The organism is Kribbella sp. NPDC023855 (assembly GCF_040639475.1).
Lineage (GTDB): Bacteria > Actinomycetota > Actinomycetes > Propionibacteriales > Kribbellaceae > Kribbella.
The window spans coordinates 389,812-408,176 of record NZ_JBFAAA010000002.1; the positions used below are offsets into that span (position 1 = coordinate 389,812).

Consider the following 18,365-nt stretch of genomic DNA (forward strand, 5'->3'; position numbering starts at 1 on the left):
CGAGTCAGGCGCCCAACTGGCGCTTTACCTCGGCGGAGACGGTGCCGCCGTCGGCCTTGCCCTTGACCTTGGGCTGGAGGGCGCCCATCACCTTGCCGATGCCGCGGGGGCCGAGTTCGGCGGCTCCGGTGGCGGCGATGGTTTCGGTGACCAGGGCGGTGATCTCCTCGGCGGTCAGCTGCTCGGGCAGGTACTCGGCGAGGATGTCCGCCTCGGCCTGCTCCTTGAGCGCCAGCTCCTCGCGACCCGCTTCCCGGTACGCCGTGACCGACTCGCGGCGCTTCTTCGCCTCGGCGGTGAGCACCTCGATGATCTCGGCGTCCGACAGCTCGCGCGCCTCCTTGCCGGCCACCTCGGCCTTCGTCACGGCCGTGAGCGCCATCCGCAGGGTCGACTTGCGGAGATCGTCGCGCGCCTTGAGCGCCGCGGTCATGTCGTCGTGCAGGCGCTGCTTCATCTCGGAGTTGGACATGCCCACGATTGTGGCAGGCTGGTGAAATGAGTTTCCGGGGGCTTGCCGCCACGACCTTGAAGACCGCCGCCGTCGTCACGGCCGCGGGCGCTGCCTGCGTCGGGTACGCGGCGGCCATCGAGGTGCGCTGGTTCACACTGCGCAGGGTGACGGTGCCGGTGCTGCCGGTCGGTGCCGCGCCGCTGAAGGTGCTGCACCTGTCCGACCTGCACCTGATGCCGAGCCAGGAGAAGAAGATCCGCTGGGTCAACGACCTGGCCCGGCTGGAACCGGACCTGATCGTGAACACCGGCGACAACATCTCCCACCCCGACTCGGTACTGCCACTGCTCCGCGCGTACGGCGCGCTGCTCGACGTACCGGGAGTTTTCGTCTTCGGCTCGAACGACTACTGGAAGCCGCACTTCAAGAACCCGGCGAAGTACCTGCTGCCCGCGAACAAACAGCGGCACAAGCCGCACGGCCCGGACCTGCCGTTCGAGGAGATGCGCTCCGCGTTCACCGGCGCCGGCTGGGCCGACCTCAACAACGCGCGCACCAGCCTCAAGGTGAACGGCCTGCGCCTGGACCTCGCCGGCACCGACGACCCCCACATCAAACGCGACCGGTACGCCGACGTGGCGGGCGAGGTGGATCCGGCGGCCGACCTGTCGATCGGCGTGACGCACGCGCCGTACCAGCGGGTGCTGAACGGGTTCGTGGGCGACGGGTACCCGCTCGTGCTGGCCGGGCACACGCATGGCGGTCAGCTCGCTGTGCCGCTCTACGGCGCGCTGGTGACCAACTGCGACCTCGACACGTCGCGGGTGAAGGGTTTGTCGACCTGGGGGTACGAAGGCCGTCAGGCGGCGCTGCACGTGTCGGCCGGTCTGGGCACTTCGCCGTACGCGCCGGTGCGGTTCGCGTGCCGTCCGGAAGCGACCTTGCTCACGCTCGTGGCGCGGGCCGGCGAGGGTCCTGGATAACCCGATTTCGTCCCAGCGGTGGGCGCATGTAAGCTAACGCCGACTTCGGGCTGTGGCGCAGCTTGGTAGCGCGCGTCGTTCGGGACGACGAGGTCGCAGGTTCAAATCCTGTCAGCCCGACAGAAGAAGGCGGTGGCTCTCCGGAGCCACCGCCTTCAGTCATTCCTGGTCGTCGTCGGGTGAGGTGGTCGACCTAGGCTGGTCGGTATGAGCACGATCGAGCGGGTGGATCTCGGCGAGGTGGAGTACGAGGTCGCCGCGAAGGACATGCGGACCTGGGTCGAGGAGCGGCAGGCGGGCGAGGTGGGCGACCGGTTGTTCCTGCTGAGTCATCCGCCGGTGATCACTTATGGCCCGCGGACGTCATTGGCCGACCTGCCCGCCGAGACGGCGGCCATTCCCGCCGTGGCGGTCGACCGCGGCGGCTTCGCGACGTACCACGGTCCGGGGCAGTTGGTCGGCTACCTGGTGATCGACCTCAAGAAGCGCGGCCCGGTCGACATCGTCCGCTGGGTCGAGAACGGGCTGATCGAGGCGCTCGACTCACTCGGCTTCCCGGTGATCCGGCGCGACACGCCACGCGGCGAGAGCAGCCTGGTCGGCGTCTGGACGGCCGACCACCGCAAACTCTGCTCAATCGGCATGCGAATCCGCCGAGGCATCACCAGCCACGGCTTCTCGATCAACCTCGACCCCGACATGCAAGTCTTCCAAACCTTCACCACCTGCGGCCTCCACGACGTCACCATGACCTCCCTGGCCGACCTAAGCCAAGAACTCTCCATCCCCTGCCCCACCCCCACCCAACTCCGCACCGCAGTAGCCACAGCCCTAGGCGCCGCCTGACCCACCCACTTCTCGATAACCTGCGCCAATGAGCGACGAGAAGCCCGACGCGGACCCAGACCCGGACGAGGCCGGCGCGGACCCGGAGTACGTGGAGTCTGCGGAGGAGGGTGAGGGGCCGCCGTTGCCGGGGGTTTTGGTTTTGGGGGTGGTGGGGGTGTTGGCTGGGTTTTTGTTGGTGGGGTTGGTTTGGGGGAGTGAGCGGGGGTGTGACCGGGTTCGGGACTCGCCGAATTGTGGGGCTGCTGGGTTTCCGTTGTTGGTGCTGGCGGTGGTGGTGACCGTGGTGCTGGCGGCGGTGGCGCTCGGGCGGTTGCGGATGCCTCACCCGAAGTTGGTGGCGTTTCTCGGGGTCGGGTTCATGTTGCTGGTCGTGCTCGCGTTCCTGTCGGACGACCTGTTCTCCACCTGGACGCTGCTGGTCGTCCCGGTGCTCACCGCCATTACTTTCCTGCTAGCACACCTGATCGCCGGACGGTTGGAGCGAGCCGATGCCTGAACTCCCCCGCTACCCCTGCCACCGCACGTCCACTCCGCTGCCGCTCGACGGCACCCTGACCCACCCCGCCTGGGAGCAGGCGCCGTGGACCACCGACTTCGTCGACATCCGCGGCGGTGACGCGACCACTCCGAGGTTCCGCACCAGGGCCAAGCTCCTGTACGACGACCTGTACCTGTACGTCGGCGGGCAGCTCGAGGAGCCGCATGTCTGGTCGACCATGACCGAGCCGAACACCTGGCTGTACGAGGAGAACAACTTCGAGCTGTTCCTCGACCCGGACGGCGACGGCCACAACTACTACGAGTTCGAGATCAACCCGCTCGGCACCATCTGGGAACTCTCCCTCCCCAAGCCGTACTCCGAGGGCGGAGTCCCCGTCGACCCGGACAACCTGCCGGGCCTGCGGACCGCAGTACGGATCGATGGCACCTTGAACGATCCGGCGGACACCGACACCGGGTGGACCGTCGAGGTCGCGTTGCCGTGGGCCGATCTGGCGAAGTACAACCTCAACCAGACTCCGCCGGTGCCCGGTGACGAGTGGCGGATGAACCTGATGCGGATCGAGTGGGACCACGAGGTCGTCGACGGCCAGTACCGCAAGGGCAAGGAGCAGGATTTCTGGGTCTGGTCGCCGCAGTACGTGGTGGACATGCACCAGCCTGCCCAATGGGGCATTCTCCGGTTCGAATAGGCCCTGATCGCGGCGCCGAGTGCCAGACTTCGGGTAACGGCTGTTGCCGGCTGGGGGCGGATTGGTGACAGCCCACGCTGCGACAGGGGGAAATGTCATGACCAGTACAGATCCAGTGGACACGTCCGAGCTGACGGAGGTGCTGGACGAGGCGACGCTGCCGCCGTTGGCGGACTCGCCGGGGATCCAGGCCGACGACCCGGACCTCGACGACCCGTCCGACGAGGCCCCGTTCCAGGAGCCGATCCCGGACACCGAGCCGCTCGGTCCCGACGAGGAGCCCGGAACGGTGGGTGAGTGAGATGGCCGTCCGGATGGGCAAGGCCGCGGTCGACTTCGCCGCGGGCCAGGTCGCGAACCCGAGCCGGAACTGGACCGGCATCTGCCTGATCTTCGTCCGGAACTGCTTCAACGTCGGTCCGGTCAACCCGGACGCGCACGCGGGCTACCGGGCGGCGAAGTTCAAGCACGGCTCCGCCGGTACGCCGCCGCTCGGGGTGCCGGTGTGGTGGACCGGCGGGCAGCACGGGCACGTCGCGATCAGTACCGGCGACGGGAACTGCTTCAGCAGTGACATCAAGCGCAAGGGCAAGATCGACAAGGTGCCTATCTCGCTGATCACCCGGCGGTGGGGCATGCTCTACCGCGGCTGGACCGAGGACATCAACGGGGTCCGGATCTGGCGTCCGGGCGCGCCGTCGCTGCCGGCCGTCGATCTGAGCAACGTCCGCGAGGCGGCCAGCAAGGACCAGTTCCGGCCGCCGGGACAGGGCCTGCACGAGAGCGACGTCATCATCGTCGAACGCGCGCTGTTCAAGCAGGGGCTGCGGGTGGCGGCGGATGTCGACGGAGTCGCGGGGAAGGACTTCCGCAAGGCGTACGCGCTGTGGCAGAAGGCGGTCGTACCCCCGCCGTTCGACGGGATTCCGGGCTTCCAGAGCTTGGAGAAGCTGGGCAAGCGGCGCGGGTTCCGGGTGATCACCTGACCACGCCGGCAGATTGAGTGACCCCGCCCCGGCTGCTGGCCGGGGCGAGGTGACAATGAGTCATATGGAGTTCGCCAACCTCGGGCCTACAGCCCTCAGCCGGGCGGGCGAGCCCTCTTTGATTGGCCGCGACGAGCTGCTGGCGGAGGTCGCGGAGGCGCTCGCCGTCAGCCGCCTCGTGACTCTGGTCGGTCCGGGCGGGGTTGGTAAGACGGCGCTGGCCAAAACTGTCGCGGCCTCCGCCGAGGGTGAAGTCCGCGTCGTCGAGCTGGGGTCGATGGCGCAGGAGGTCGACCTGCCGGCGGCCGTGATCGACACACTCGGCCTGCGGAGCGAGTCGCTCGTGCAAGCGTTGGCCGGCCGCGAACTGCTACTGGTCCTCGACAACTGCGAGCACTTGATCGATGCGGTTGCCCGGCTGGCCGACGAGCTTCTAAATAGTTGCCCACGGCTACGAATCCTGGCCACGAGTACCAAGGCTTTGTGGATCCAGGAGGAGACGCGGTTCGCAGTACCGGGGTTGGCTCTCGATGCTGCGGTGCAGTTGTTTGCCAGGCGTGCGCCTTTGGATGCGGAGGCGCGGCCGGTAGTCGAGCGGGTCTGTGCGCTGCTCGACGGATTGCCACTGGCGATCGAACTCGCAGCCGGCGCGTTTCTCACCCATGGGACGCCAACGGATGGCGGTCTGCGTCAGGTGATCGCATGGAGCTGGCACCTCCTGCCGCCGGTCGAACGTGTCATCGCCGCACGACTCGCGATCTTCTCCGGCGGCGCGACCGCAGAGTCGGTGGCGGCCGTCCTCGACCTCCCGCAACCCGTCACGGCCCGTCTACTGACCACACTGACCGAGCGATCCCTTCTGACCGTGACCGACGGCCGCTACCGGATGCCCGAGACGATCCGCGCGTACGCCGGGGAGCAACTCACCTCGGCCGAGACAGATGACCTGCGCGCGCGACAGGCGGCGTACCTGCTGCAGCTGGTACGCCGGGCCGACCAGCGACTGCGTGGACCCGAGCAGTTGCACTGGGCAACCTTGCTTGACCAGGAGCGCGACAACCTTCGTACTGCGATCCACTGGGCGACTGAGCACGATCAGCGGCTCGCCCTCGAGCTGGTGGCCGGGCTGTCGATGTACTGGTGGATGCGCGGGCGGCAACGCGAGGCGGCTCGAGCGGCGGGCGCGCTGCTCGCAGTACTCGGGGATGTGGTGCCTGACGGGCTTGCCGAGGAGTACCTGCTCGCAGTACTGCATGCGGCCAGCTCTGGGCGGGTGGACGGCGTTGAGCGGGCGCATGCCTTTGTCGAGGAGCTGAGTGGGCCGTTCAGGTATCCGGTGACTGTGTGGTTGTGGTCGATGGTGCTCGGGCCGTATGCATCGCCGGAGTTCGTCGCCGAAGTACTGGATCGCAACGAGCTCAGCAACGATCCCTGGACGCTCGCTGTACTGCAGCTCTGCGCCGGGCTGACGGAAGAGAATTTCCGTCAGGCGCTGGAGCGCTTCCAGGAGATCGGCGACCGCTGGGGCGCCTCGCTGGCGCTGAATGCGCTGGCGGACCTCGCCGCTTGGTCCAAGCGCTTCGAACTGGCCACTGAACTGCTCGGCCAGGCACTGTCGATCGCAGATGAGCTGGGCTCCGAGGAGGAGGCCGCGCTGCTGCTGTGCCGCCGCGGAGACCTCCGAGTGCGGCTGAGTGACCTGCGGGCAGCTGCAGACGACTACAGCCGGGCATGCGTCCGGGCGACACGCCTGGGCCTCCCGGACTCCGTCGCGGCCGCTCAGATCGGCCTGGCGCGGGCAGCCCGGTACGACGGCGATCTGGTGAAGGCGGAGAAGCTGGCTCTCCAGGCGATGGCTGAGTGCCCCACCGGCTGGGTGGACGCCGACCTGGCGACGGCAGAGATCCTCGGCGAACTGGCCGCGATCGCCGACGCCGCGGGACGACCGGACGAGGCCCACAACTGGCGCCTGAAGGCAGGCCTTGCCGTCAGCTAGCACGACGGTCACCCTCCCGACCGCAATCGGCCCACGGCACACCGTTGCGCTGCTCCGAGTGGCCCCGGCGAACACAGAGGAGACTTGTGGCTCTGACCACAGTGGGTGACTCTCGCCGGATTCCTGGCCGCTGGTTAGAGTCGAGCGCACACCAACCTGCAATGGAGCAGCCTGATGGACAAGACGTACGACTCGCCGCAGTCCGCGGTCGACGACATCGGCGACGGCGCGAGCCTCGCGGTCGGCGGCTTCGGGCTGTGCGGCAATCCGATGCAGCTGATCAGCGCGATCCACGCCAAGGGGGTGAGCGGGCTCAGCGTCGTGTCGAACAACTGCGGCGTGGACGACTGGGGTCTGGGCATCCTGCTGGCCGACCGGCGGATCGCCAAGATGACCTCGTCGTACGTCGGGGAGAACAAGGAGTTCGCCCGGCAGTTCCTGTCCGGCGAGCTGGAGGTCGAGCTGACCCCGCAGGGCACGCTGGCCGAGAAGCTGCGGGCCGGCGGCTGCGGGATCGCCGCCTTCTTCACCCTGGCCGGCGTCGGCACCCAGGTCGCCGAGGGCGGGCTGCCGCAGAAGTACAACGCGGACGGCTCGGTGGCGAAGGCCTCGGAGCCGAAGGAGACCCGCGAGATCAACGGTACGACGTACGTGCTGGAGCACTCGATCACCACGGACTTCGGCCTGGTGCACGCGCTCAAGGGCGACACCCACGGCAACCTGGTCTTCGACCGGTCGGCGCGCAACTTCAACCCGCTGGCCGCGATGGCCGGGCGGATCACCATCGCCCAGGTCGAGGAGCTGGTCCAGCCTGGTGAGCTGGACCCCGACGAGATCCACCTGCCCGGTGTCTACGTGCAGCGAGTGGTTGCTGTTGGCAAGGACATCGAGAAGCGGATCGAGAAGCGCACGGTGCAACCCCGCGTGGCCTACGAGGCCCAGCGCGAGAAGCTGGAGGCCTGAGATGCCACTCACCCGTGAGCAGATGGCCGCCCGCGCCGCCGCCGAGCTGGAGGACGGCTCGTACGTGAACCTCGGCATCGGCCTGCCGACGCTGGTACCGAACTACATCCCCGACGGCGTCACCGTCGTACTGCAGAGCGAGAACGGCATCCTCGGCGTCGGCCCGTACCCGGTCGAGGGCGAAGAGGACCCGGACCTGATCAACGCCGGCAAGGAGACCGTCACGACGATGCCGGGCGCGTCGTTCTTCGACTCGGCGCTGTCGTTCGGGATGATCCGCGGCGGCGCGATCGACGCGGCGATTCTCGGCGCGATGCAGGTGTCGGCCACCGGTGACCTGTCGAACTGGATGATCCCCGGCAAGATGGTCAAGGGCATGGGCGGCGCGATGGACCTGGTGCACGGCGCCAAGAAGGTGATCGTGCTGATGGAGCACGTCGCCAAGGACGGTTCGCACAAGATCCTGCAGGAGTGCGACCTGCCCTACACCGGCCGCGGCGTGGTCAACCGGATCATCACCGACCTCGCGGTCCTCGACGTCACCGACGACGGCCTGCAGCTGGTCGAACTGGCCGAGGGCGTCACCTTCGACGAGCTCCAGGAGAAGACGGGCGCGCCCATCAAGCAGTAGCAGCAAGCAGTAGCAGCAAGCAGTAGTTCGTGTCGCCCGGTGAGGAATGGATTTCGCTGGGCAACGGTTGGTCCTCCAGGAGAAGCACCGTACGGGGTCATCTTCTGGAGGAACCACCTTGAGCAACGCCGACACTGTCATCGCCGCCCTCCGCACCGGCCATGACCGGCTCGCGGACCTGGTGAAGAAGTTCGACGACGAGGACCTGGCGCGCGGATCGGCGGCCAGCGAATGGGACGTCGCCCAGGTCCTGAGCCACCTGGGCAGCGGCGCCGAGATCATGCGCTCCCGCGTCCTCACCGCCCTGGAGGTCCAGCCGGCACCCGAGGCCGACTTCAACCAGTCCGTCTGGGACCGGTGGAACGCGATGCCCCGCCGCGAGCAGGCCGACGGCTTCCTCTCGCTGAACGAGAACTTCACCTCCCTGCTGGAGTCCCTGGACGCCGACCAGCGCGAGAACCTCCGGATCGACCTGGGCTTCCTCCCCGCACCAATCGACGTTGCGGCGTTCGCCCGCATGCGGCTCGGCGAGCTGACCATGCACTCCTGGGACGTCCGCACCGCGTTCGACCCGCAAGCCGCGCTCGACTCCGCAGCGGTTCCTGAACTACTCGAGCGGGCGGACAACCTCGGCTGGATCAGCCAGCCGGCCGCGTTGGACGGCCAGTACGCCGTACTGCGGGTCGCCACGACCGACCCGGCGACCGAGTTCACCCTGCACCTGAACGACCCGGTCAGCATCGACTTCGGCCCGGCCGACGAGGCCGGCCAGGCTGACGGCACCCTCAGCCTTCCCGCCGAAGCCTGGCTGCGCCTGACCACCGGCCGCCTCAACCCCGAGCACACTCCGAGCACGCTCGAACTGGCCGCTCCGGTGAGCTTGGAGACGCTGCGCAAGGTCTTCCCGGGTTACTGAACAAACCTGACGTCCGGGTGCCTCGGCGAGTCCCGCCAGGCACTCGGACGGCCGCGCAGGTGCTGGTCGAAGAACGCCGGGATGTAGGTCCGCAACGATCGCAGGATCCGGTCCGGGTCGACCGTGCCGATGGTGTTCGCGATCAGCTCGGGCGGCACGGTGAAGAAGCGCTGGAACCACGGGATCAGCGCCTGGTGGTCGACGAACGTGTAGTGCTGGCCGTGCGGGATGTTCAGGTCCCGCTTCCAGCCGCTCGAGTTGTCCCAGAACAGGCCCCAGGACGGCTCGGTCCGATGCGTCTGCGGGCCGCCGCCAGGGCCTGTGCCGCCGGCGCCCATCAGCAGGAACGGCCGCTGCGTGCCATGGGCAACGGTCGGCGAGTCGGCCGGGTTGGGGTAGCCGTACGCGAGAGTCCCGTCCATGTCGATCCCAGCCTTCACCCGGGCGTCGACGTCCATCACGTCGGCCGAGGTGATCCCACCGGCCGAGTGCCCGAAGGCGCCGATCCGGGTCAGGTCGAGGATGTCCCCCAATCCGCGCGGCAGCCTGCGTCCCTCGGCATCCGGGTTCTGCCCACGCGCCAACCGGCCGAGCTCATCCAGCACGAATCGTACGTCGGCAACCCGCGCTTCTCTGGCCAGCAGCGCATACGACCCCTGCGGCAACGTCTGTACTGCGAGCCGTCCGCCAGGGAACTCCACACCGGCAGCCTCGTACGTGTGGTCCACCGTGACGACGACGTAGCCGCGACTCGCCAGCTCGGCGACCATGATCGACCCGAGCCCGCGCGGTACGCCGAAACCCGGGGAGAAGACGACAACCGGCCGGCGACCGGGGAGCACCGGCGATGAGAGACCTGCGTGGTTCCGCGCGCCCACCCAGTCGACGGTTCCGAGAGGTTGCTGTAGCGCGACCGCTGCGCCCTCGGCGTACAGGTTGGCTGTGAGAGGTGGGAGGTACGGCGCTCGCGGGGCCTTGGCGTTGGTGGACGGGTACCAGAGGCTGATCATCAGCTCACGGGGGCGGCCGGGGACGTAGGGGTCGTCGCGGCGGGGGTCGATCAGGTGGAGCTCGGTGGTGCCGACGAGGTGGCGGCCGGTCGGGCGGGGGAACCTGAGCCGTACCGGCCTGCGGTGGGTGGCGGTCGGCTTGGCGCCGGCTGTGGCCGTCGGTGTGGGCAGGAACGGGGTGACCGCGGCGGCTGCGGTGGCGGCGAAGAGGGTTCTTCTGGTGACCATGCCTAGAGACTGCTGCCTGGCGCTCAGCACGTACTTCCGCCGATCGTCAGTGGTCAACCCTGTCCTTAGTCAGGACACTCAGCGTGGTTGGTCGATGACCGGTTGTCGGAGCCTCCGCCTGAGGGCTGTCGGTGGGTGGTGCCGATCGCTACCCTTCACCCCTGCCGCTTGCCCGGCTCGGTGAGGATGGACGCATGGACCTGGACGTGTTCGTGATCGGCGGCGTGGGGATCGACACGATCGTGCGAGTCCCCGGCCTGCCGTTGCCCGGCCGGGAGACCATCCACGTCCAGCCCGTCGAGACGTACGTCGGCCACACGGGTCATGGCGTGGTGCTCGGCTGTCAGCAGCTCGGACTGCTCGCGGGCCTCGCCGATGTGATCGGTGACGACGCGGAGGGCCGGCGGATCCGCGCGGAGTACGAGCGGCTCGGACTGCCGTTGGCGGTCGCGCTGCACCCGAGCGGGACAAGGCGCAGCGTCAACCTGGTCGCACCCGACGGGAGCCGCGTCTCCCTGTACGACGGCCGGCATCCGCCGGGAATGCGAGTGGACCCCAACCTCTGGCGCGGGCGGATCGAGCGGGCCCGGCACGTGCACGTCTCGATCATGGACTTCGCCCGACGGGCGCTTCCCGACGTACTGGCTTCCGACTGCACGTTGTCGACCGACCTGCACGACTGGGACGGCGACAACGAGTATCACCGGGACTTCGCCCAATGCGCCGACATCGTGTTCGTGTCGACCAGCGCGCTGCGCGAGAAGGCCATCGACTGGATCTTTGTCAGCGGGCGGGCGAAGGTCGTGGTCGCGATGGCCGGCGCCGACGGCAGCTACCTGCACATCCGCGGCGAGGAGCCTGTGCACCTACCGGCCGTGGAGATCCCCAACCGCCCGGTGGTCGACACCAACGGAGCCGGCGACGCGTACGTCGCGGCCTTCCTCACCACCTGGCTCGACGGCCGCTCGTACTACGAAGCCGCCGAGGCCGGCACCATCGCGGGCGCGTGGGCCTGCGGCTCCCGCGGGACCCACACCGACCTGATCACCGCCGAGCAACTCATGCTCCTCAGCCGCTGATCCTTGGGTCTTTGGGGTCAGCCTCGGGTCAGGGGTGGATGGAGGGTGGCGGCCGGGCCGCGGCGGAAGAGTTGGGCGGGGCGACCGCCGTCGCGGGTCGTGGTGGCGCCGACGGGGACGACGAAACCGTCGGTCTTGGTGGCTTTGCGGTGGAAGTTGCGCGGGTCCAGCTGAACTCCCCAGACCGCCTCGTAGACCCCGCGCAGCTCCGAGATCGTGAACTCGTCCGGGCAGAACGCGGCGGCGAGTGGCGAGTACTCCAGCTTGGCCCGCGCTCGTTCGACCGCGTCCGTGAGGATCCGGTGATGGTCGAACGCGAGCCGCTCCGGATCGTCGAGCACCTCCGCCACCGTCACCCATGAGGCCGACGCGGCATCCGTACCTGCCACCGGCGTCGGTAGGTCGGGCACCAGCGCGAGGTAGGCAACGCTGATCACCCGGCCCCGCGGGTCACGGCCCGGTTCGCCGTACGTGGCGATCTGCTCGAGATGGATCCGCTCGGACACCAGGCCGGTCTCCTCGGCCAGTTCGCGCCGCGCGGTCTCGGCGAGGTCTTCCTTGGGGCGCACGAACCCACCCGGCAAGGCCCACCGGCCCCGGTACGGCGCGATGCCGCGGCGGATCAGGAGTACCTGCAAGGTCCCGTCGCGGACGGTCAGGATGACGAGGTCGGCGGCTACCCCGAGGGGCTCGTAGTCCATGGCAGCTCACTCTAATCGTCACCTTGACGAAAAGCCATCCGATCCATTATCGTCAAAATGACGACAAAGGCTCGAGGCCACCGGCGAAGGTGGCGACGACAGGAGAGTTTCGATGGCAGACATCACCCGGTTCCGGTTCATCAGCCACTTGCGGGCGAACCCGACGACACACGTGCGGCACCTGCGCAACGGCAAGCTGGTGCACGACGGGGCGGGACAGGCGTTCTGGTTCCGGGCGCTGAACTCATCGCTGAGCGAGGTGCCGATCGACGACCGCGAGCAGCCGCTGCTGTTCCACGGGCGGACGCTGGACTTCCAGGATGTGGTGGTCCAGGCGACTGTCACGTACCGGGTGACCGATCCGGCACTCGCGTCGACGCGGCTCGACTTCGGGATCGACCCCGACACAGGGCTTTGGCGTGCGACTCCACTGGAGCAGCTTGGTGGATTGCTGACCGAGCTGGCTCAGCAGACAGCTTTGGATCTGCTGGCCGGCCTGTCGCTCACGCAGGCTTTGTCCGAGGGCATGGCGTCGCTGCGGCTGGCGATGAGCAGTGGATTGCGTGACGACCAGCGACTCACCGGGCTGGGCATCGGGGTCGAGGATGTGCGCGTGGTCGCAGTACGGGCTGAAAGTGATGTCGAGCGAGCGCTGCAGACTCCCACTCGCGAGATGGTGCAGCAGGCGGCCGACAAGGCGACGTACGAGCGGCGGGCGATGGCGGTCGAGCGGGAGCGGTCGATCGCGGAGAACGAGCTGCAGAACCAGATCGAGCTGGCTCGGCGCGAGGAGCAACTGGTCACCCAGAAGGGTCAGAACGAACGGCAGCGCGCGACCGAGGCGGCGGCCGCGGGGCGGATCGAGACCGAGGCTTCGGCCGGACGCCGGCGGTTGCTGGCGGAGGCCGATGCCGACGCGAAACGCGTCCTGGGCGCCGCGGAAGCCGCGGCCGAGAAGGCCTTGCTGGACGCGTACGCCGAGCTCGACCAGGGGATGATTCTGGCGATGGCGATCAAGCAGGGCGCCCTGCCGGACATCGGCACCCTCAACCTGACCCCGGACCTGCTGACCCCGCTCCTCACCAAGCTGACCTCGGGCTCGGCAACGGGTGGTTCCGTATGAGCCTGCCTCCCCGGGCGGTCGTGGTACACCGGGCGACCGAACTCACCGAGTTGGTCGCCCGGCACGGTACGCGGCAACAAGCCGGCTTCTTCCTGACCAGCCGGGGTCGCGACCTGGCCGCCTTGGACGCCCGGCATCAGGCTCAGCAGGAAGCGCTCGCCACGGTGTCGGCCGCCATCCCGCTCGACTGGCGCCGAGCTGTTGCCGAACGCAACGACCTCGACCGGTTCGTCTTCGGTCCCGAGGATGTGGTGATCGCGGTCGGCCAGGACGGGTTGGTCGCGAACGTGGCGAAGTACCTGGACGGCCAACCGGTGATCGGCGTCAACCCCGAACCCGGCTGGAACCCCGGCGTCCTGGTGCCGCACGAGCCGGCCGCAGTACCGGACCTGCTGGCTCGGCGGGATGTCGAAGAACGAACCATGGTCGCGGCCACCACCGACGACGGCCAACGCCTACTCGCCCTGAACGAGCTCTACATCGGCCACCGCACCCATCAGTCAGCCCGCTACCGGTTGGCGTCACCGGAGGGCCTGGAGGAACGACAGTCCTCGTCAGGCCTGCTGGTAGGCACCGGAACAGGCTCCACCGGCTGGTGCCGCTCAGCCTGGCAAGAACGCCACAGCGCCTTGCGCCTGCCATCCCCGACCGACCCGGCCCTCTGCTGGTTCGTCCGAGAAGCCTGGCCCTCCCCCGCCACCGGCACCAGCAACACCGAAGGCCTCCTCACCGCCTCCGACCACCTCACCATCACCGCCGAAGCCGACCTGGTCATCTTCGGCGACGGCATCGAATCCGACACCCTCACCCTGACCTGGGGCCAGCGGGTGGACATCGCAGTAGCCGATATCCACCTCCACCTCGTCAGATAGAAATATTCTTGGCCGGGGTTGTCGGATCCTGGGTGGCGGGTTCGTGGAGAGAGCAACCGGGCCCGAAGAGGGTCCCCGACTCGAGGAGAACCACGATGAACGACCAGGCGACGCGAGTCACCAAGCCATTCCGTTTCGGGGTCGTAGCACCGATCACTTCTGATCTGCCGACGTGGCGCGACCGCGTGCGCCGCATCGCCGACAACGGTTACTCCACGGTGCTGATGCCCGACGTTCCTACCTGGCAACCCGCACTCGGCCCCACGCTGGCAACCGCGGCCGCGCTCACTGACCTGCGGATCGGCTCCTGGGTCTATGCCGCTGCGCTGCGCGAACCATCGAGCACAGCGTGGGAGGCCCACTCCCTGTCAGTACTCACCGAAGGCCGGTTCGAAATGGGCATCGGCGCCGGCCGCCCCGGCATCGAAGTCGAGCTGGGTCTGCCTGCCGTCTCCCTAACCGAGCGTCGGAGCAGGATGCGCGAGACCGTGGCCGCCCTGCGGAAGTACGACGGCCCCGACCGGCACACGCCGGTGGTGATGGCAGTGAGCGGACCGAAGTCGCAGGCGCTGGCGCTCGAAGTCGCTGACGCCGTCACGTTCGTACTCCCAGCGGACGACGATCGGGCCGAAACCACGCAACGGGTCCGCGACTTCGCCGGCCGCACGGACATGGAACTCGCCCAGCACATTGCCGCCGTCGGCGACGGTGTCGCTCCGTTCATGGCGCCGCCCAACCTCGACACCGCGGCGCTCCGCGCGGCCGACTCGCTCGTCATCCTTCCCAGCGACCCCGCGGCAGCCGCCGAAGAAATCCAGCGCCGCCGCGAGGAGATCGGCTTCTCGTACTTCGTCATCGGCGCCGACTTCGCCGACACCCTCGCGCCGGTCGTGGCCCAGCTGGCCGGACAGTAGGCGGCTTTCTGGTCTGTGGGTGGTTGGCTCTATCGTCGGGGTGGCCGAGGCGGTGGAGCGGAGGTGTGGGGTGGCGGACGTGTTTGCCGGCCGGTTCGAGCTGGTCGATCCGGTGGGGGCGGGTGGGAACGGGACCGTTTGGCGGGCTTGGGATCGGCGGTTGGAGCGCGTCTGTGCGGCCAAGGTGCTTCGGCAGCGGCATGCTGGGGCGTTGTTGCGGTTTGTTCGGGAGCAGGGTCTTCGGCTGGATCATCCGCATGTGTTGAGTCCGTACAGCTGGGCGGCTGAGGACGATCAGGCGTTGCTGGCGATGGATCTGGTCGGCGGCGGTTCGGTGAGCTGTCTGCTGGCCGACTTCGGGGCGTTGCCGGAGCGGTATGCGGCGGAGCTGTTGGCGCAGTTGCTCGGTGCGCTTGATCAGGTGCATGCGGCGGGGTTGGTGCACCGGGACGTCAAGCCCGCGAACTTGTTGCTCGAAGCCACTGGTACCGGACGTCCCGTACTGCGGCTGAGCGATTTCGGCATCGCCTTGTCGCTCGGCGAACCGCGTCTCACCCAGCACGGCGCGATCGTCGGTACGCCGGGCTATGTGGCACCCGAAGCGCTCGCCGGTCAACCGCCGTCCATCAGCCAGGACCTGTACGCCGTGGGCGTCACGGGCTGGCAACTCCTCACTGGCGAAGAACCTCCCGCCGGCGGCCCACCGCCTAGCCGGCCTTCGAACGCGGCCGACGCAAGCGTTGTCTGGAAGGTCGTCGAGGAACTCATGCATCCCGAGGCGGCGGATCGAACCCGCTCGGCCAAGGACGCGTTGGCGGCTCTGGCGCCTGTGCTGGCAGAACCGCTGGAACTCCCCGCGCTCACGCCCGACGGAGAGCCCATCGAGGTCTTCGACCAACTCCCGCCCCTCCCCGAGCCCTACGCCACCCTGGTCGCCGCCCAATCCGCTCCTCACGAAGCCCTCACTCCGCCAGCACCACCCGCGGTCCCGCGCACGCTGGCCGCGTCACATCACCCACTACCAAGCGAAGCACCCGAACCGACCCAGCCATCCCCACACAACCAACCGACCGAGCAGAATTCATCGCCTGAGCTGGCCGTGCTGTCCGAGTCGTCTGCGGGTCGGGCGGTTGAGGGGCGGCGATGGGGTTGGGTTGTGGTGGGTGGTGTGGTGGTTGTGGCGGCTGCTGTGGTTGGGGTGTTGGCATTGGATGGCGTGCCGTCGGGTAAGCCTTCGGGGCCCGGGCAGTCGCCGGGGCAGACGTCGACGCCGCCGGCCGGGCAGCCGTCGCAGTCCGGGCAATCGTCGCCTTCGGCAACTAGTAGGACTACCGGTATGACGCCCGCGCCTAATGCTGCGGTGAAAGTGGGCGGGGCGTGTGGGTGGCAGGAAGTCGGGGCTGGGGAGACGGCTGCTGACGGCACACGGGTTGTGTGCCGTCAGCAAGGAGCGTCCTATCGATGGGTCAAGGCCTAGACCAGCCTTGGCCGGGGCCGTTCTGGCCTGAGCCGTTCTGGTAGGGCGGGTAGGTCGGAGGTGTGGGGGGCTTGCGGCGGCGTAGTACCAGCGCCACGGCGACCGCGATCACCAGGAGAACGACGGCGCCGAGGAGGATCCAGGGCAGCGACGAGGAGGTCTCGGCCGCCACCGGCTTGGTGTCGTCGCCGGAGCCCTGGCCAGCCGCCGGAGTACTGGAGCTGGATGGGGTCGGCTCGCTCGCAGTGGTTGACGGAGTTGAGCTCGGCGCCGGAGTCTCACCCGTCGCGGCGCCGTACGCCGGACCGGCTGCCTGGTCGCCGGCGACCGCTACGTCAATGGTGATCGGTACGCCGCCCGGCTGCTTGTCGCCGACGGGGCTGCCGAGCTTGACCACGACGTAGTACCAGCCGTTGACGCTGGCCCGGCGGACGATCGGGGTGTTGGCGTTGCGGTTCAGGTAGGTGACGCGCGGGGTGGCGATCACCTTGCCGGCTGACGGCAGGATGCTCGTCGTACCGGTGTAGGCCGTCGTGTCGAACTTCATCTCCGAGCGGACCGGGCTGAACAGGCCGGTACGGATGTTGGTCGTCGGTGCGTCCGGTACGGCGCCGTAGGTGACCCGGTACGCGAGGCCCTGACCCCACTCCAGCTTCACGCGGTAGAACAGCTCTTCGCCGTTGTAGATCGTTTCGCCGTACCGGACGGAGCCCGCCAGCGTGGTCGCCTCGTTGAACGACCCACCGCCGCGGATCGGGCGAATACCGCCGGCCGGCTCCTGCGCGAAGCTGACGAGGCCGGTCTGCGCGGGCTCACCGAGGCTGCCGGTCACCGGCGGCTCGATGCGCAGCTGCAGCTCCATCGGTACGCGGTCGGTGCCGTCCTTCGCGTCGCGGGTGACCCGGAAGACGTACTTGCCGGGAACGCTGCAGTCCTTGGGCTTCGACGATCCGGAGACCAACCCGTTCCAGGTGAGGACCGTGGTCAGCGCGCCGCCGTCGTCCTTCGCCCGGGTGTGCAGTTCACGCTCGCGGTGGTAGCAGTCCGCTCCGCCCGGTCCGGTGATCCTGATGTCGAGGACCTCGAGCCCGCGCGGATTCCCCCGCGGGAAGACCGCCGTCGCCGCGAAGTACGCGGTCTCGCCGGCCTTCAACTCGGCCGCGTAGAAGCGTTCCTCGACCGGGTCCAGGGTGTCGAGGTACTGGCCGGGCGTCATCGTCGGCGCGGTGAACGGATCGCCCGTCCCGGTGATCGGCAATCCGGTCGGCTCGTAGTGCCGCAGCGCGCGATCGGTCACCCGGCCCAGTACGCCGAGCAGCGAGTTGGCGTCGGCCGCATCGTGATAGGTCCCGCCGGTGCTCTGCGCGATGCAGGCGAGTTGCGCCCGCGCCTTCGCGTCGACCCGGAAGCCGATCGCGTGGACATGCAGGTCGACGCCCTGCTTGTGGAGCTCCTTCGCCACCTCGCAAGGTTGCGGCGGCGCGCAGGTGTCCTCGCCGTCGGAGACCAGCACGATCGAGCGCTGCCCCTCCGTGGGTAGCTGAGCGGCCGCGACTCGGAGCGAGTGGCCGATCGGCGTGTAACCGCTGGCCTTCGTCGCGATCACCGCGCTCTTGAGGGCCGCCTTGTCGACCGCCTTGACCGGCTGGACGACCCGGACATCCTTGCAACCCGCGGCCTTCTCGGCGCCGCTCGACCCGGTCCCGGCGCCGTAGATCGCCAGCCCGACCGGAGCCTGCGGAGGCAGCCCGTCGACCATCGAGGAGACGGCGCGCTTGGCCGCATCCATCCTGGTCCCGCTGCCGCCGACGTCCCGCGCCGTCATCGAGCCCGAGGAGTCCAGCACCACCATCACCGGCGACAGCTCACCCTCGGCAGCGGCCGTCGAGGCATTTCCGAACGCGAACGTCACGGTCAGGACGGGTAGCGCAGCCAGTGCGGCCAGGCGGCGTATCATGGCGTCTCCAGAGGCATCGAGGGGCGAATGTGC

General features: G+C 68.6%; 19 protein-coding genes and 1 tRNA gene. 16 read left to right on the forward strand and 4 right to left on the reverse strand.

Annotation, left to right across the window (positions count from 1 at the left end):
• Positions 1–4: 4 nt before the first annotated feature.
• A complete protein-coding gene (locus AB0F51_RS07525; protein ID WP_360275559.1) occupies positions 5–472 on the reverse strand; it encodes a GatB/YqeY domain-containing protein in 468 nt (155 codons plus the stop codon).
• Positions 473–498: 26 nt separating this feature from the next.
• On the opposite strand from AB0F51_RS07525, the gene AB0F51_RS07530 reads away from it, so the two are divergent.
• The 11 genes from AB0F51_RS07530 to AB0F51_RS07580 all read left to right on the forward strand — a co-directional run bounded on the left by AB0F51_RS07530 (position 499) and on the right by AB0F51_RS07580 (position 8,971).
• Positions 499–1,437: a metallophosphoesterase gene (locus tag AB0F51_RS07530; protein WP_360275562.1), complete on the forward strand. Its 939-nt coding sequence runs from the start codon at positions 499–501 to the stop codon at positions 1,435–1,437.
• Between the two features lie 46 nt (positions 1,438–1,483).
• Positions 1,484–1,557 (forward strand) — tRNA-Pro (locus AB0F51_RS07535).
• An 87-nt stretch (positions 1,558–1,644) separates the two neighbouring features.
• Entirely contained in the window at positions 1,645–2,283 is a 639-nt protein-coding gene (lipB, locus tag AB0F51_RS07540) for a lipoyl(octanoyl) transferase LipB (RefSeq protein WP_360275565.1), read from the forward strand.
• Between the two features lie 28 nt (positions 2,284–2,311).
• Positions 2,312–2,782, forward strand: a complete 471-nt coding sequence (locus tag AB0F51_RS07545; protein WP_360275568.1) for a hypothetical protein — start codon at positions 2,312–2,314, stop codon at positions 2,780–2,782.
• Complete coding sequence (locus AB0F51_RS07550) at positions 2,775–3,479, forward strand: carbohydrate-binding family 9-like protein (RefSeq protein WP_360275571.1); 705 nt, start codon at positions 2,775–2,777, stop codon at positions 3,477–3,479. Before AB0F51_RS07545 ends, AB0F51_RS07550 begins: the two co-directional genes overlap by 8 nt.
• A gap of 97 nt (positions 3,480–3,576) precedes the next feature.
• The gene (locus AB0F51_RS07555; protein ID WP_360275574.1) at positions 3,577–3,780 is read left to right on the forward strand and encodes a hypothetical protein; all 204 of its coding nucleotides are present in this window, start codon (positions 3,577–3,579) and stop codon (positions 3,778–3,780) included.
• Positions 3,773–4,465 carry a hypothetical protein gene (locus AB0F51_RS07560; RefSeq protein WP_360275577.1) on the forward strand — a complete coding sequence of 231 codons (693 nt, stop codon included), beginning with the start codon at positions 3,773–3,775 and terminating at the stop codon, positions 4,463–4,465. Before AB0F51_RS07555 ends, AB0F51_RS07560 begins: the two co-directional genes overlap by 8 nt.
• Before the next feature lie 64 nt (positions 4,466–4,529).
• On the forward strand, positions 4,530–6,461 hold the full coding sequence (locus tag AB0F51_RS07565; RefSeq protein ID WP_360275580.1) for a hypothetical protein: 1,932 nt from the start codon (positions 4,530–4,532) through the stop codon (positions 6,459–6,461).
• 174 nt (positions 6,462–6,635) lie between these two features.
• Positions 6,636–7,424: a CoA transferase subunit A gene (locus AB0F51_RS07570; RefSeq protein WP_360275583.1), complete on the forward strand. Its 789-nt coding sequence runs from the start codon at positions 6,636–6,638 to the stop codon at positions 7,422–7,424.
• 1 nt (position 7,425) lies between these two features.
• Entirely contained in the window at positions 7,426–8,055 is a 630-nt protein-coding gene (locus tag AB0F51_RS07575; protein ID WP_360275586.1) for a CoA transferase subunit B, read from the forward strand.
• A 118-nt stretch (positions 8,056–8,173) separates the two neighbouring features.
• Positions 8,174–8,971 carry a maleylpyruvate isomerase family mycothiol-dependent enzyme gene (locus AB0F51_RS07580; protein ID WP_360275589.1) on the forward strand — a complete coding sequence of 266 codons (798 nt, stop codon included), beginning with the start codon at positions 8,174–8,176 and terminating at the stop codon, positions 8,969–8,971.
• On the opposite strand, the gene AB0F51_RS07585 is transcribed toward AB0F51_RS07580, so the two are convergent.
• The gene (locus tag AB0F51_RS07585; protein WP_360275591.1) at positions 8,965–10,266 is read right to left on the reverse strand and encodes a hypothetical protein; all 1,302 of its coding nucleotides are present in this window, start codon (positions 10,264–10,266) and stop codon (positions 8,965–8,967) included. The genes AB0F51_RS07580 and AB0F51_RS07585 overlap by 7 nt on opposite strands.
• A gap of 137 nt (positions 10,267–10,403) precedes the next feature.
• Between AB0F51_RS07585 and AB0F51_RS07590 the strand changes: the two genes are divergently transcribed.
• Positions 10,404–11,288, forward strand: a complete 885-nt coding sequence (locus AB0F51_RS07590; RefSeq protein ID WP_360275594.1) for a carbohydrate kinase family protein — start codon at positions 10,404–10,406, stop codon at positions 11,286–11,288.
• Between the two features lie 17 nt (positions 11,289–11,305).
• On the opposite strand, the gene AB0F51_RS07595 is transcribed toward AB0F51_RS07590, so the two are convergent.
• Positions 11,306–11,989, reverse strand: coding sequence for an NUDIX domain-containing protein (locus AB0F51_RS07595; protein ID WP_360275597.1), 684 nt, complete (start codon positions 11,987–11,989; stop codon positions 11,306–11,308).
• A gap of 112 nt (positions 11,990–12,101) precedes the next feature.
• On the opposite strand from AB0F51_RS07595, the gene AB0F51_RS07600 reads away from it, so the two are divergent.
• The 4 genes from AB0F51_RS07600 (at position 12,102) to AB0F51_RS07615 (ending at position 16,375) form a co-directional block, all read left to right on the forward strand.
• On the forward strand, positions 12,102–13,112 hold the full coding sequence (locus tag AB0F51_RS07600; RefSeq protein WP_360275600.1) for an SPFH domain-containing protein: 1,011 nt from the start codon (positions 12,102–12,104) through the stop codon (positions 13,110–13,112).
• Positions 13,109–13,984, forward strand: a complete 876-nt coding sequence (locus tag AB0F51_RS07605) for a hypothetical protein (RefSeq protein WP_360275603.1) — start codon at positions 13,109–13,111, stop codon at positions 13,982–13,984. Before AB0F51_RS07600 ends, AB0F51_RS07605 begins: the two co-directional genes overlap by 4 nt.
• A gap of 95 nt (positions 13,985–14,079) precedes the next feature.
• The gene (locus tag AB0F51_RS07610; RefSeq protein ID WP_360275605.1) at positions 14,080–14,898 is read left to right on the forward strand and encodes an LLM class flavin-dependent oxidoreductase; all 819 of its coding nucleotides are present in this window, start codon (positions 14,080–14,082) and stop codon (positions 14,896–14,898) included.
• A 70-nt stretch (positions 14,899–14,968) separates the two neighbouring features.
• Positions 14,969–16,375: a protein kinase gene (locus tag AB0F51_RS07615; RefSeq protein ID WP_360275608.1), complete on the forward strand. Its 1,407-nt coding sequence runs from the start codon at positions 14,969–14,971 to the stop codon at positions 16,373–16,375.
• Here the strand turns inward: AB0F51_RS07615 and AB0F51_RS07620 are convergent.
• Positions 16,365–18,332, reverse strand: coding sequence for a VWA domain-containing protein (locus AB0F51_RS07620; protein ID WP_360275610.1), 1,968 nt, complete (start codon positions 18,330–18,332; stop codon positions 16,365–16,367). The genes AB0F51_RS07615 and AB0F51_RS07620 overlap by 11 nt on opposite strands.
• Positions 18,333–18,365: the final 33 nt, after the last annotated feature.

Excerpts from the sequence above, each read along its gene's own strand:
- AB0F51_RS07550 (WP_360275571.1), top strand. The coding sequence starts at position 2,775 with ATGCCTGAACTCCCCCGCTACCCCTGCCACCGCACGTCCACTCCGCTG.
- AB0F51_RS07605 (WP_360275603.1), top strand. The coding sequence starts at position 13,109 with ATGAGCCTGCCTCCCCGGGCGGTCGTGGTACACCGGGCGACCGAACTC.
- AB0F51_RS07570 (WP_360275583.1), top strand. The coding sequence starts at position 6,636 with ATGGACAAGACGTACGACTCGCCGCAGTCCGCGGTCGACGACATCGGC.
- AB0F51_RS07530 (WP_360275562.1), top strand. The coding sequence starts at position 499 with ATGAGTTTCCGGGGGCTTGCCGCCACGACCTTGAAGACCGCCGCCGTC.
- AB0F51_RS07545 (WP_360275568.1), top strand. The coding sequence starts at position 2,312 with ATGAGCGACGAGAAGCCCGACGCGGACCCAGACCCGGACGAGGCCGGC.
- AB0F51_RS07620 (WP_360275610.1), bottom strand. The coding sequence starts at position 18,332 with ATGATACGCCGCCTGGCCGCACTGGCTGCGCTACCCGTCCTGACCGTG.
- AB0F51_RS07575 (WP_360275586.1), top strand. The coding sequence starts at position 7,426 with ATGCCACTCACCCGTGAGCAGATGGCCGCCCGCGCCGCCGCCGAGCTG.
- AB0F51_RS07600 (WP_360275600.1), top strand. The coding sequence starts at position 12,102 with ATGGCAGACATCACCCGGTTCCGGTTCATCAGCCACTTGCGGGCGAAC.
- AB0F51_RS07590 (WP_360275594.1), top strand. The coding sequence starts at position 10,404 with ATGGACCTGGACGTGTTCGTGATCGGCGGCGTGGGGATCGACACGATC.
- AB0F51_RS07525 (WP_360275559.1), bottom strand. The coding sequence starts at position 472 with ATGTCCAACTCCGAGATGAAGCAGCGCCTGCACGACGACATGACCGCG.
- AB0F51_RS07555 (WP_360275574.1), top strand. The coding sequence starts at position 3,577 with ATGACCAGTACAGATCCAGTGGACACGTCCGAGCTGACGGAGGTGCTG.
- AB0F51_RS07610 (WP_360275605.1), top strand. The coding sequence starts at position 14,080 with ATGAACGACCAGGCGACGCGAGTCACCAAGCCATTCCGTTTCGGGGTC.
- lipB (WP_360275565.1), top strand. The coding sequence starts at position 1,645 with ATGAGCACGATCGAGCGGGTGGATCTCGGCGAGGTGGAGTACGAGGTC.
- AB0F51_RS07565 (WP_360275580.1), top strand. The coding sequence starts at position 4,530 with ATGGAGTTCGCCAACCTCGGGCCTACAGCCCTCAGCCGGGCGGGCGAG.
- AB0F51_RS07595 (WP_360275597.1), bottom strand. The coding sequence starts at position 11,989 with ATGGACTACGAGCCCCTCGGGGTAGCCGCCGACCTCGTCATCCTGACC.